Annotated in this window: 10 protein-coding genes; 4 read left to right on the top strand and 6 right to left on the bottom strand. The window is 68.4% G+C overall.

What is annotated here, in order from left to right; translation table 11 throughout:
* Window positions 1-205: 205 nt before the first annotated feature.
* Window positions 206-1,012 carry an alpha/beta fold hydrolase gene (locus ACYCAX_RS01710; protein WP_460247301.1) on the bottom strand — a complete coding sequence of 269 codons (807 nt, stop codon included), beginning with the start codon at window positions 1,010-1,012 and terminating at the stop codon, window positions 206-208.
* A gap of 118 nt (window positions 1,013-1,130) precedes the next feature.
* Between ACYCAX_RS01710 and ACYCAX_RS01705 the strand changes: the two genes are divergently transcribed.
* Together ACYCAX_RS01705 and ACYCAX_RS01700 are read left to right on the top strand one after the other, a co-directional pair.
* Window positions 1,131-2,081 carry a GlxA family transcriptional regulator gene (locus tag ACYCAX_RS01705; RefSeq protein WP_460247300.1) on the top strand — a complete coding sequence of 317 codons (951 nt, stop codon included), beginning with the start codon at window positions 1,131-1,133 and terminating at the stop codon, window positions 2,079-2,081.
* Between the two features lie 344 nt (window positions 2,082-2,425).
* On the top strand, window positions 2,426-3,130 hold the full coding sequence (locus tag ACYCAX_RS01700) for an MgtC/SapB family protein (protein WP_015477613.1): 705 nt from the start codon (window positions 2,426-2,428) through the stop codon (window positions 3,128-3,130).
* Window positions 3,131-3,258: 128 nt separating this feature from the next.
* On the opposite strand, the gene ampC is transcribed toward ACYCAX_RS01700, so the two are convergent.
* Window positions 3,259-4,404 (bottom strand): class C beta-lactamase, encoded by a 1,146-nt coding sequence (gene ampC, locus ACYCAX_RS01695; RefSeq protein WP_460247299.1) that lies wholly within the window; start codon window positions 4,402-4,404, stop codon window positions 3,259-3,261.
* Between the two features lie 125 nt (window positions 4,405-4,529).
* Here ampC and ACYCAX_RS01690 point away from each other — a divergent pair, with 125 nt between their 5' ends.
* Window positions 4,530-5,567, top strand: a complete 1,038-nt coding sequence (locus ACYCAX_RS01690) for an RNA methyltransferase (protein WP_460247298.1) — start codon at window positions 4,530-4,532, stop codon at window positions 5,565-5,567.
* Between the two features lie 368 nt (window positions 5,568-5,935).
* On the top strand, window positions 5,936-6,280 hold the full coding sequence (locus ACYCAX_RS01685) for a cupin domain-containing protein (protein WP_015477610.1): 345 nt from the start codon (window positions 5,936-5,938) through the stop codon (window positions 6,278-6,280).
* A 50-nt stretch (window positions 6,281-6,330) separates the two neighbouring features.
* On the opposite strand, the gene ACYCAX_RS01680 is transcribed toward ACYCAX_RS01685, so the two are convergent.
* The 4 genes from ACYCAX_RS01680 to ACYCAX_RS01665 all read right to left on the bottom strand — a co-directional run bounded on the left by ACYCAX_RS01680 (window position 6,331) and on the right by ACYCAX_RS01665 (window position 13,002).
* Window positions 6,331-7,023: an MgtC/SapB family protein gene (locus tag ACYCAX_RS01680; RefSeq protein WP_015477609.1), complete on the bottom strand. Its 693-nt coding sequence runs from the start codon at window positions 7,021-7,023 to the stop codon at window positions 6,331-6,333.
* A gap of 241 nt (window positions 7,024-7,264) precedes the next feature.
* Entirely contained in the window at window positions 7,265-8,689 is a 1,425-nt protein-coding gene (locus tag ACYCAX_RS01675; RefSeq protein ID WP_294981052.1) for an efflux transporter outer membrane subunit, read from the bottom strand.
* 5 nt (window positions 8,690-8,694) lie between these two features.
* Complete coding sequence (locus tag ACYCAX_RS01670; RefSeq protein ID WP_460247297.1) at window positions 8,695-11,826, bottom strand: multidrug efflux RND transporter permease subunit; 3,132 nt, start codon at window positions 11,824-11,826, stop codon at window positions 8,695-8,697.
* A gap of 27 nt (window positions 11,827-11,853) precedes the next feature.
* Window positions 11,854-13,002 (bottom strand): MexC family multidrug efflux RND transporter periplasmic adaptor subunit, encoded by a 1,149-nt coding sequence (locus ACYCAX_RS01665; protein ID WP_041712013.1) that lies wholly within the window; start codon window positions 13,000-13,002, stop codon window positions 11,854-11,856.
* Between the last annotated feature and the right edge of the window lie 41 nt (window positions 13,003-13,043).

The raw sequence follows: 13,043 nt of genomic DNA, 5'->3' as shown, positions 1-13,043 counted from the left end.
CTCCTCGTGGGCTTCTGCTCGGACAGGCGATTCAGGCAGCAAGTATCGTGCAGGATGGGAGATTTTCCTGTCTGGTCGCGGAGGATTTTGCCGGGGAGGGGGCCGAGGCGCCGCCCGCCACGCCTGCCACTAGTATGTGCCTCGGCCCGGTGCGCACGGCGGAAGTTGGACGGGCCGTGGGGACTGGTCGCTGGATGGAGCGATCCTAGCCTGCCATCGCGTTGCCGAAGCGCCGGAGGAAATCGTCCACCGCCGCCAGCACCGTCGCCTGCTGCTGGCGGTGCGGGACGTGGCCGCAGTCGGGCAGCAGCTTCAGCACCGTGGGCACGCCCGGCACCGAGGTGAAGCGTTCGGGGTGCGCCGCCGAGCCGTATTCGTCCTGCTCGCCGTGCAGGCTGAGGATCGGGCAGCGCACCTGGGCCAGTTCGGCGTCGAGGTTCCAGTCGCTGAACTCCTCCGACAGCCAGGTATCGACCCAGGCACGCAGCACCCAGAAGGCCTTGTCGCCGTGGTACTTCTGCAGGCGCTCCAGTTGGCCTTCGCGGGCAAATTCCTGTTCGGCGGCGCGGATGCCGTCGCGGGTCCGGTGCTCGACGAAGGCCTGGGCCGATTCGGTGACCAGTGCCGCGCAGGCCTGCGGATGCCGCGCCACGCAGGCCACCGCCATCGCGCCGCCGACGCTGTGGCCGAACACCACGCAGCGTTCGAAGCCGAAGTGCTGTTGCAGCCGCGGGAAGTGCTCCTGCGCTTCGTCGTCGATGAAGCCCAGGGGCAGGGCACCGGGGTAGGGTTCGGAACGGCCGAAACCGAGACGGTCGTAGGCGATCACCGGGCGGCCGGTAGTGCGTGCGAGGTGCTCGGGAAAGTCCCGCCACAAAGCCACGCAGCCCAGGGAATCATGCAGCAGCAGGATGGGCTCGCCGCGCGTTTCGGCGGGCGTCCAGTCCTGGGCGAAGAGCTGGCCCTTCTCGGTGCTGATCCAGTGTTCGCGGGTGCTGACGGGCAACGGCATGAGGCTCTCCTGTGGGACGGGGCTGACTCGCTTGTCGTTCGGCCATAGTATTCCGGCACGCTGTTCAGAGCGATGTTCAGACGGGCGCATGCATAGTCCGATCGGGCCAGGAGGGGAAATGAAACAGGTGGCGGTTCTGGCCTACGAAGGGTGCTGGGCGATGGGGTTGTTCTCGGCGACGGACTTCTTCCGCATCGCCTCGCTGCTGGAACGGCACGTCGGCGTGGAGCGCTCCTTCGCCGTCCGCGTGGTGTCCGTCGAGGGGGCTCCGGTGCTTGCCGCCGGTGGCCACCTCGTCACGCCGGATGGCGGTTTGCGGGATGTCGCGGAGGCATCGCTGATCGTCCTGCCGGCCATCGAGGGACCGCGTCTGGCCGGCTTCGAGCCGGATGCGCGGGTGCTGGCCTGGCTCGGCGAGCGGATCGACGCCGGCGCCCGCGTCCTGGCGCTGACCACCGGCGCCGCCTGGCTGGCCGCCAGCGGCCGGCTGGACGGCGGCCTGCTGGCCACCCACTGGGCCTTCGTGCGGCAACTGGGCAAGCAGTACCCGGCGTGCCGCTTTGTGGCCCGCGAATCCTTCCTCCAGGAGGGCGGGCGGTACAGTACCGGCTCGCTCAACGGCTGTTTCGATGCGTTGCTGGACATCCTTGCCCAGGAGCGCGGCGACCGCTTCGCGCAGCTCTGCGCCACCCACTTGCTGGTGGCCGACCCGCATCGGCTCGGACCGATCCTGCCGGGTCACCGCAACCATTGCGACGAAACCGTGCTGCGGGTGCAGGACTGGATCGAAAGCCACCATGCGCAGCCCCTGACCATTGCACGCATGGCGCACCAGGCCGGTGTCAGCGAGCGGACCTTCAAGCGCCGCTTCAGCGAGGTGACGCGGCTGCCGCCCAACCTCTACCTGCAGCAGGTACGCATCGACAAGGCGAAGAAGCTGCTGCTGGCGACCCCGTTGGCGGTGCGCGAGATCGCCGCCGAGGTGGGCTACGAGAACGTCAGCTTCTTCGTCCGCCTGTTCAAGGCCCGCACCGGGACCACACCGGCGCGCTGGCGGGCGGGTTCCTAAGGAAGCCTTAAGGTTGCCGGGGGATAATGGCGACTCGCGGCCGGAGTTGTCCCGGGCAGTGCTCACACCGGGTCCGGTCGCTTTTTTTCAACTTGCACGGGAGTCCTGCCTTGGACACTTGCCCTGGTCGATTGCGACAGGTCTGAACAGCGAGCCGTCCGGCGGAACCCTGCCGCTGTCTCGCTGCGTTGCGGACAGTGGCGACACGCATCCCCACGGGATGACGTCTCTCCATTCCCCTCCGGGGCTCCCGCGGCCCTTCGATCTCTTGCAATCCATCACCCGATAGCGCGCCGGCCTCGCCCGGCGCATGGACCGGCCGCGCGCCGGATACGAGGTGGAACATGGATTGGAAAATCTTCCTGCTGCGGGTGGCCGCGGCACTTGCCCTGGGCGCCCTGATCGGCGCCGAACGCCAATTGCGCCAGCGCCTCACCGGCCTGCGCACCAATGCCCTGGTCAGCACCGGCGCCTGCCTGTTCGTGCTGATGACCCAGGCCATGCCGGGCCTCTCGGCGGACGCACCGCGCATCGCCGCCTACGTGGTTTCCGGCATCGGTTTCCTCGGCGGCGGCGTGATCATGCGCGACGGCCTCAACGTACGCGGCCTGAATACCGCGGCCACCCTCTGGTGCACCGCCGCCATCGGCGTGCTGTGCAGCATGGGCCTGCTGCTGGAGGCGGCGCTGGGCAGCGTGGTGGTGCTGTGCGCCAATATCCTGCTGCGCGACATCGCTTCGCGCCTGAACCACCAGGACATGCTGCCGGCCAGCGAGGCGGAGCAGCGCTACGGGGTGGCCATCGTCTGCCGCGCCGAGGACGAGATCCAGGTGCGCAGCCTGATGCTGCACAGCCTGGACGGTGGCGAACTGCGCCTGCAGTCGCTGCACAGCGAGGACCAGCCGAACCCGGCGAAACTGGAAGTACGTGCCGAACTGCTCGGCGGCCACGGCGCCGCCGGCCAGCTGGAGCGCATGGTCAGCCGCATCAGCCTGGAGAAAGGCGTCAGCTCGGTGCGCTGGCAGTTGTTCGAGCTGGCAAGCGACTGAGAATCACCGAGCCGGCATTGTGGCGGGGCTCTTCGCAGGAGCGAGCCTGCTCGCGAACAGATTTGCCGACGGCATCGGTGTCGGGTGGTTCGCGAGCAAGCTCGCTCCTACAGGGGGGGCGTACCGAGTCACTCCAACCGTGAAAGAATGTCCCAGGCCAGCTTCACCCGCGCCTCGTTGGGATAGTTGCGGTTGGCCAGCAGCACGATGCCGCGCTGTTTCGCCGGCACGAACGCCACGTAGGCGCCGAAGCCGGCGGTGGCGCCGGTCTTGTTCACCCAGACCTTCTGCTGCGGCGGCAACGGTGGGGTGAGGGCGGTGACCACCTGGTTGCCCTGGATCATCTGGCTGCCGTTGTACTGCTGCAGCTCGGCCAGCTTCGGCGGGTAGGCGTACTGCTCCCAGATCAGGTCCTGGGTCATCGGGCCGACCTTGTAGTAGCCGGTGCGGGTGGCGTCGAGCGCGGCCTGCAGCTTCTCCCCCGGCTTGACCCGGCCCAGCTGGATCTCGACGAAGTGCAGCAGGTCGCGGCTGCTGCTGCGTACGCCGTAGGCCACGTCGGCCAGCACGTCGGGGTTGAGCCGCACCGGCGCGTCGTTCTTGTCGTAGCCCTGGGCGTAGTAGCCCTGGCGGGTCACCGGCACCTCGATATGGGTGTTGGAGAGGCCCAGCGGGGCGAACACGTTGCGCTGCATCGCCGTCTTGAACGGCACGTCGAGTGCCCGCTCGGTGGCGAAGCCGACCAGGGCGATGCTCGGGTTGGCGTAGGTGCGCTGGGTGCCGGCGAGGTACTGCGGCTGCCAGTCGTTGTAGTACTCGGTGAGCTGCGCGGACGTTTGCACCGCCTCGGGAACCTGCAACGGGAAGCCGCCGGCGGTATGGGTGGCGAGGTTGATCAGGCTGACCTTGTCCAGCGCGCTGCCGCGCAGCTCCGGCATATAGCGGGTGGGGCTCGCCTTCAGCGACAGCTTGCCGGCGGCCTGGGCGAAGGCGGCGAGGGTCACGGTGAAGGTCTTGCTGATCGAGCCGACCTCGAACAGGGTATCGCTGGTGACCGGCTGGCGGCTTTCCTTCGACGCCAGGCCGAAGTTGTAGAAGCGCTGCTCGCCGTTGTCGGTGACGCCGATCGCCAGCCCCGCGATAGCGTGTTCGCGCATCACTGCCTCGGCGGCCCTCTGCACCTTGGCATCGAAGTCCGGCGCCACGGCGTTGGCCGGGGGAATGCAGGCGAGGGTGAGCGAGCAGCTGAGTGCGAGCGGGCCGGTCAGGCGCATGGCGAACATCCTGTTGCGATGGGCAAGGGCTGACCCTAGCACCGCCGCGCCCGGCGCTCCAGTGGCGGGCGCGGCGACAGCCCGCGCTACGCCGCCAACCCCGCCGGTGGTAGCATGCGCGCCCCATGCACTTCACCGACCTCGACCAACGTCTCGCCACCCTCGGAGCGCTGCCCCTGCACCGCGCCCGGATGCTGCGCGCCTGGCTGCAGGGCAGGGCGCTGGACAGCGGCACGCGGCGCCAGGCCAGCGCAGACTTCCTGCCGCTCTCCGTGCGCAACGGCGTGGCGGACATCGACGCCGAACTTGCGCAGCTGGCGCGCCTGCATTCCCGGCACCCCGGCGCGGACGGCTCCGAGCGCCTGCTGGTGCAACTGCACGACGGGCAGATGGTGGAAAGCGTGCTGCTGCCGCGCGGCGGCGTGTGCGTGTCCACCCAGGTCGGCTGCGCGGTGGGCTGCCTGTTCTGCATGACTGGCAAGAGTGGCCTGCTGCGCCAGGTGAGCGCGATGGAAATCCTTGCCCAGGTGGTGCTGGCCCGCCGCGTGCGAGCAGTGAAGCGCGTGGTGTTCATGGGCATGGGCGAGCCGGCGCACAACCTCGACAGCGTGCTCGAAGCCATCGACCGCCTCGGCACCGACGGCGGCATCGGCCACAAGAACCTGGTGTTCTCCACCGTCGGTGATCCGCGTGTGTTCGAGCGCCTGCCGCAACAGAAGATCAAGCCGGCGCTGGCGCTCTCGCTGCACACCAGCAACGCCGAGCTGCGCGAACGGCTGCTGCCGCGCGCGCCGAAGCTCAGCCCGGAGGAACTGGTGGAGCTGGGCGAAACCTATGCCCGCCAGGTCGGCTATCCGGTCCAGTACCAGTGGACGCTGCTCAAGGGCATCAACGACAGCCAGGACGAGCTCGACGGCATCCTGCGCCTGCTCAAGGGCAAGTTCGGCGTCCTCAACCTGATCCCCTTCAACAGCCTCGAAGGCGACCAGTACCAGCGCCCGGACGGCGAGCGCATCGATGAGATCGTCCGTTACCTGCACAGCCGGGGCGTGCTGACCAAGGTGCGCAACAGTGCCGGGCAGGACGTCGACGGCGGCTGCGGCCAACTGCGTGCCCGCGCCACCGGGCTGATCGCCACGTCGCGCCGGCGGATGCCCTCGTAGTAGCGGACTCTGTCCGCGATGCTTTTGGGTTGGGAGATTCTGCATCGCTTCGGCGTGTGCTGATGTATTGGGTTTCGCCCCTTGGGCGAGTCCCTTTCGTCAAACGTCGGATAGCCGCCCTCACAAAAGGAAGCAAAAGGTCTTGCCCCATCATCCGGCCCCGGTTTTGCCCGGGGTGATTCGCTTCGCTCTCCCTTCGAGCCAGCCTTCGGCTGATCCGAGCCTGGAACTGTCCGGTAGGTAGCGGACCTTGTCCGCGAAGCTCCGACAAGCCGGCCACGGACAACCGCAGGTCGGCCCCAGGCAACTCTCGGGCGTTACGCCGACCTATGGTGACGGGCCCTTCACTGGATCGACCCGGAGCTGAGATGTCCGACTTCATTACCGTGCTGCGCGAAACCTGTCCGACCCCGGTGCTGGACGCCACCCAATGGAAACGCATCGGCGGCGACCCGCACACCGTCAACCTCAATGCCTACACCTCGAAAGACGGCAGCAAGATCATGGGCACCTGGATCTGCACCCCCGGCAAGTTCGAGGTGAACTACGGGAAGTGGGAGTACTGCCATTTCCTCGATGGCTACTGCGTCATTACCCCCGAGGGCGAGCAGCCGATCCACCTGCGTGCCGGCGATGTGTTCGTCATCGAGCCGGGCATGAAGGGCACCTGGGAAGTGGTGGAAACGGTGCGCAAGTACTTCGTCTTCGCCTGATTGCCCGCCATGAAGAGGGAGCCGGCCAGCTCCCTCTTCATGGCGGGGTTTCACTGTGGTTCTTCGCTGATCGACCAGCATGCCGCCGAGACATACGGGGCCAGCGCCAGTTCGCCCACCAGGGTTTCCAGCAGGCTGTCCTTGCTGCTGGGGGCGAGCACCAGGGCCGTCACTTCCACCTCGCCGCCGGTCTTGCGCGCATGGCTTTCCAGGCGCTGCAGGGCCAGGCCGTTGACGCTCAGGCGATTGAGCAGGGTGGAGCGCACCAGAGCTTCCTGATGCGCTTCGGTCACCGTCTCGATCAGGTAGTAGCGTTCGCTGCTCGGCTCGATGGGCGCGTAGCGCTGGATCCAGCGGGTCACCGGCGGCAGCGTCAGGTTGCACAGGACGATCAGCAGGGTGGCGGACAGCGCGGCGAGGAAGAAGCCGCTGCCGGCCAGCACGCCTACCGCGCCGGTGCACCAGATCGTGGCGGCGGTGCTCAGGCCGCGAACGCTCAGACCGTCGCGCATGATCACGCCGGCGCCGAGGAAACCGATGCCGGTGACCACCTGGGCGGACATGCGCACCACCTGGTCCTCCGCGCCCATGAGGAAGGGCAGGGTGGCGAAGGTGGCCGCGCCGAGGGCGACCAGGCCGTGGGTGGCGACGCCGGTGAAACGCTGCCGCCATTGCCGCTCCATGCCGATCAGCGCGCCGAAACAGAGGGCTGCGAACAGGTCCAGGATGATCTCGAAGTGCATTACGTTACGCTCCGCGCCGGCCTTGCGCCGACGCCAGTGGGAAGGGTCGATTCGCCCCGAAGAGGATGAAAGTCGGGCCAGTCTATCGGGCTATCGGGTGAAGCGGGGTGATATGGGGCAGAGCGCCCTGTCGGGGGCAACGTTACTGCCCCGGATCACCCCGTAGGAGCTGACTCTGTCCGCGAAATCCATCGCGAGAGGAGTCCGCCCTGCGGGGGCCGCACCGCCGGCGGGGGCGTGATCAGCGCCGCGCCATCGCATCCCCGCTCCAGCCGCCGCCCAGGGCGCGGAACAGGTCGACGAGGGCGATCTGCCGCTGGGTGCTGGTTTCGATGTAGGCCGACTCGTTGATGAAGTTGCTGCGCTGTGCGTCGAGGTAGCGCAGGTGGCTGTCCACGCCGCCTTCGTAGCGCGCCTTGGCCAGCTTCAGCGTCTCGTTGGTGGTGTTGGCCAGCGCGCGGCGGGCGCTTTCCTCGCGGCGCAGGGTATCGGTCGCCGCCAGGGCGTCGGCCACTTCGCGGAATGCCGTCTGGATGGTGCCTTCGTAGGCGGCCACGGCGGAGTCCTTGCGCACCTTGGCCAGGTCGAGGTTGGCGCGGTTGCGGCCGGCATCGAAGATCGGCAGCGACAGTGTCGGCACGAAGCTCCAGGAGCGCGAGCCGCCGTCGAACAGTCCGGACATTTCCGCACTGGAGGTGCCGAAGCTGCCGGTCAGGCTGATGCGCGGGAAGAACGCCGCGCGGGCCGCGCCGATGTCGGCGTTGCGCGCCTTGAGCTGGTGCTCGGCGGCGAGGATGTCCGGGCGCCGCTCGATCAGTTCGGACGGCGTGCCGGGAACGATGTCCTGGACCAGCATCGGCTTGTTCTGCGGCAACTGCGGGATGCGTTTCGCCGCGTCCGGGGTGCCGAGCAGCAGCACCAGGGCGTTGAGCGCCTGCTGCTTCTGCCGCGCGTTGCTTTCCAGTTCGGCGCGGGACTGTTCCACCAGTCCCAGCGCTTCCTGGTAGTCCAGCGCGGTGGCGGCGCCGGCCGTGCGCCGCTGGCCGATCAGGCCCAGCGAGTCTTCGCGGCTGGCCAGGGTCTGCTCGGTGAGCTGCAGGCGACGCTGGGCGCCGTCGTAGCTCAGGTAGGCCTGGCTGACTTCGGCGATCAGCGCCAGGCGCGCGCTGCGGCCGGCTTCCTCGGTGGCCAGGTATTGCTCCAGGGCGGCGTCGGTCAGGCTCTTCACCCGGCCGAACAGGTCCACTTCGTACTCGGGCAGCGACAGGCCGACCTGGTAGCTGCTGCTCACGCCGGAATGGCCGTCGCTGGAGAGATCCCCCGGCAGCCGCTGGCGGTTGCCGTTGGCTGTCGCGCCGAGGCCCGGCACCCGCTCGGAGCGCTGGATGCGGTATTGCGCGCGGGCCTGTTCGATATCGAGCAGGGTCTGGCGCAGCGAGCGGTTGTTGTCCAGGGCGATGTTCACCAGGTCGCGCAGTTCGCTGTCGACGATGAAGGTCTGCCAGTCCAGGTTGCTCGCGGCCCGGCCCGACTGCGCGGCGGGGCCACTCCAGTTCGAGGCTACGGGCGCTTCTGGACGTTCGTAGGTCGGCGCCAGGGAGCAGCCGGCCAGGAACAGGGCCGGGACCAGCAGCAGGGCTGACGCGGCAAAGGCTGGTTTGCGCATGGCGGTCACTCCGTGGCCTCGAGGGATGGATGGGCGGGCCTGGGTTGGCGGCGCAGCAGCGACAGCAGCCAGACGAAGCAGACGGGCACGAAGATCACCCCCAGCAGCGTGGCGCTGAGCATCCCGCCGATCACCCCGGTGCCGATGGCGCGCTGGCTGGCGGCGCCGGCGCCGCTGGCGATGGTCAGCGGCACCACGCCGAGGATGAAGGCCATCGAGGTCATGATGATCGGGCGGAAGCGCAGGCGAGCGGCCTCGATGGCGGCCTCGCGCAGGCTGTAGCCCTTCTCCCAGAGTTCCTTGGCGAACTCGACGATGAGGATCGCGTTCTTCGCCGCAAGACCGATGATGGTGATCAGGCCGACCTTGAAGTACACGTCGTTGGGCAGGCCGACGGCCGTCACCGCGAGCACCGCGCCGAGGGCGCCGATGGGCACGATGAGCATCACCGACAGCGGGATCGCCCAGCTCTCGTAGAGCGCCACCAGCAGCAGGAACACCACCAGGATGGCGAGGGCGAACAGTTGCGCCGCCTGGCCGCTGGCGACCCTCTCCTGGTAGGACAGGCCGGTCCATTCGTAGCTGATGCCCGCCGGCAGTTCGGCGGCCAGGCGCTGCATTTCGGCCATCGCCTCGCCGGTGCTGACACCGGGCGCGGCGTCGCCGGCGATGCGGATCGACGGGTAGCCGTTGTAGCGCACCAGTTGCACCGGGCCTTCTTCCCAGCGGGTGCTGACGAAGGCGGACAGCGGCACCAGCTCGCCGCCGGCGTTGGGTACGTAGAGCTTGAGCACGGCTTCCGGGGTCATCCGCTCGCCCTGTTCGGCCTGCACCACCACGCGTTGCTGGCGGCCGGCGTTGGCGAAGTCGTTGATCACCGACGAACCGAAGGCGGCGGACAGCGCACTGCTGATCGACTCGAAGCTCACGCCGAGGGTGCGTGCCTTGTCGCGGTCGATTTCCAGGCGCAGCTGCGGCGCTTCGGCGAGGCCTTCCATCATCGCGTAGAGGATCTTCGGGTTGCCGTTGGCTTCGCCCAGCAACTGGTCGCGGGCCGCCAGCAGGGCGTCGCGGCCGAGGCCGGCGCGGTCCTGCAGGCGCAGGGCGAAACCGCCGGAGTTGCCCAGGCCGTCGATCGGCGGCGGAGTGACCGCCATGATCGCGCCGTCGCTGATCCCGGCGAAGCGTTCGTTGGTGTGCGTGGCCTCCGCGTCGGCGGACTGCTCGGCGCTGCGCACGGACCAGTCCTTCAGTGTCGGGAAGGACAGCGCGGCGTTCTCGCCCATGCCGGAGAAGCTGAAGCCCATCACCAGGAACACCGAATCGACCGCCTCGCGGGACATCAGGTAGCGCTCCAGCTCCTGGCCGGTGAGGTCGGTGCGCGCGCGGGTGGCGCCCGGCGGCAGTTGGATGTCGACGATCATGTAGCCCTGGTCTTCCACCGGCACGAAGGACTCCGGCAGGCGCACGTAGGTGTAGCCGAGCACGGCGATGATGCCGGCGTAGACCAGCATGTAGCGCCCGGCACGCTTGACCAGTGCGCTGTTGAGCAGGGTGTAGCGCGCGGTCAGGCGCGCGAAGCCGCGGTTGAAGGCGCCGAAGAAGCCGCGCTTCTCGTGGTGACCCTCGGGGATCGGCTTGAGCAGGGTGGCGCACAGCGCCGGAGTGAAGGTCAGGGCGAGGAAGCCGGAGAACAGGATCGACACCGCCAGCGACAGGGAGAACTGCTGGTAGATCACGCCCACCGAGCCGGCCATGAACGCCAGCGGCAGGAACACCGCCGACAGTACCAGGGTGATGCCGACGATGGCGCCGGACACCTGGCCCATCGCCTTGACCGTGGCGGCGGCGGGGGAGAGCCCTTCCTCGGCCATGATCCGCTCGACGTTCTCCACCACCACGATGGCGTCGTCCACCAGGATGCCGATGGCCAGCACCATGCCGAACATGGTCATCATGTTCACCGAGAAGCCCAGCAGGTACATCATCGTCAGCGTACCGAGCAGGCACACCGGCACCACGATGGCCGGGATCAGGGTGTAGCGCACGTTCTGCAGGAACAGGAACATCACCAGGAACACCAGCACCATCGCTTCGAGCAGGGTGTGGATGACCTTCTCGATGGCCACGTCGACGAAGCGCGAGGTGTCGTAGGGCACCGAGTACTCGATGTCGTCGGGGAAGTTCACCGCCAGCTCGGCCAGGCGCTCCTTCACCAGGGCGGCGGTCTGCAGCGCGTTGGCGCCGGGGGAGAGCTGGATGGCGCCGGCCACCGCCGGCTTGCCGTTCAGGCGCGCGGTGAAGTTGTAGCTTTCGCTGCCCACTTCCAGGCGTGCGACATCGGCCAGCTTCACGGTGGAGCCGTCGGGATTGGCGCGCAGCACGACGCGGCCGAACTCCGCCGGATCATCGAGGGTGCCTTTCACCGCCAGGGTCGCGGTCAGTTCCTGCTGGGTGCTGCCCGGCGAGCTGCCGAAGCTGCCGGCCGGCACCTGCACGTTCTGCCCGCGGATGGCGTTGCCCACATCGTCGATGGAGAGGCCATAGCCCACCAGCTTCTGCGGGTCGATCCAGACGCGCATGGCCGCTTCGGAGGAGAAGAACTGCAGCTTGCCGACGCCGGAGACGCGGCGCAGCTCGTTGTTGATGTTGCGCGCGGCGTAGTCGCCCAGGGCGGTGGTATCGCTGCGCTGGGCGCCTTCCTTGTAGTTGAGCGCGTAGATCAGCAGGAAGCCGGCGCTGGTCTGCTCGACCTCCAGCCCCTGGGTGAGCACGGCCTGGGGCATGCGCGCCTCGGCCTTCTTCAGGCGGTTCTGCACGTCCACCTGGGCCAGCTCCGGGTTGGTACCGGGCTGGAAGGTGACCACCACCTCGGCCATGCCGTTGGAGTTGCTGGTGGACTCGAAGTAGAGCAGGCCCTTGGCGCCGTTGAGCTCCTCCTCGATCACGCTGGTGACCGAGTCCACCAGCACCTGCGCCGAGGCGCCGGGGTAGGTGGCGGTCACGCTGATCTGCGGCGGCGCCACGTTGGGGTACTGCGCCACCGGCAGCAACGGAATGACCAGCAGGCCGGCCAGGGAGATGAACAGCGCCACCACCCACGCGAAGTTGGGGCGCATGATGAAGAACTTGGACATGAAAGATTCCTCGCGGCGAGCCCGGCCTTACTGGCGTGCCGCCTGTTGTTCCTGCGCGGAACGCGGTTCGACCTTGCTGCCCGGCTGCAGGCCGGTGAGGCCGCCGACGATCACCTGGTCGCCGCTGGCCAGGCCCTGGCTGATCTGCCAGCGCGAGCCCTGCATGGCACCGGTCACCACCGACCGGGTTTCGACGCGGCTGTCGGCGCCGATCACCAGCACGTGGGCGCTGCCGTCGGTGGCGCGCTGCACGGCGCGCTGGGGCACCAGGATGGCCTTGTCGTCGCTGCCCTGCGGTGCGGTGACCCGCACGTACATGCCCGGCAGCAGCACACCGTCGGGGTTGGCGAAGCTGCCGCGCAGCGACACCTGGCCGGTGCCACGGTCCACCGAGACATCGGTGAACAGCAGCTCACCCTGGCGCTGGTAGTTCGTGCCGTCGACACGGATGCTCAGCGCCTGGCTCTGGCCGGCGGAGAGGTTGCCGCCCTTGAGCGCCTCGCGCAGGCGCAGCGCGTCGGCCACCGGCTGGGTGAAGTCGGCGTAGATCGGGTCGAGCTGCTGGATGCGCGCCATCAGCGTCGCCTCGCCCTGGCCGACCAGTGCGCCCTCGGTGACCAGCGCACGGCCGATACGCCCGGAAATCGGTGCCTTGACCGAGGCGTAGCCCAGGTTCAGCCGCGCGGTTTCCACGTCCGCCTGGGCCGAGCGTACCGCCGCCTGGGCGCTGCGCATGTCCGCCGTGGCGGTGTCGAAGTCCTGCTGGCTGACCGCTTCGATCTTCACCAGCGGCTCATAGCGCCTGACCCGCGCCTGCGCCTCGTAGAGCGAAGCCTGGGCACGCGCCAGTTCGCCTTCGGCGCGGGACACGGCAGCCTTCAGCGGCGCCGGGTCGATCTGGAACAGCAACTCGCCGGCCTTCACGTCGGCGCCTTCCTCGAAGCGCTTCTGCAGCACGATGCCGGCGACCCGCGCGCGGACCTCGGCCACCCGCATGGGCTCGATGCGACCGGGCAATTCCGAGGTCAACACCAGCGGCTCGGTGACCACCGCCACCACATCCACCGGGCGGGCGACCTCGGCGACCGCTTCCGGCTCGCCCGAAGGCCCGCAACCGGCCAGCGCCATCGCTGCCATCCAAGCGCTGATCATCCCTACCGCACGCAACCTGCCCATGATTCACCCGGGTCTGCTCTAACTGGAAAGGTGCGTATGAT

The organism is Pseudomonas sp. MT3 (assembly GCF_054720805.1).
Note: the sequence above shows the minus strand (reverse complement) of the source record. Positions and strands in the feature narration are given on the sequence as shown.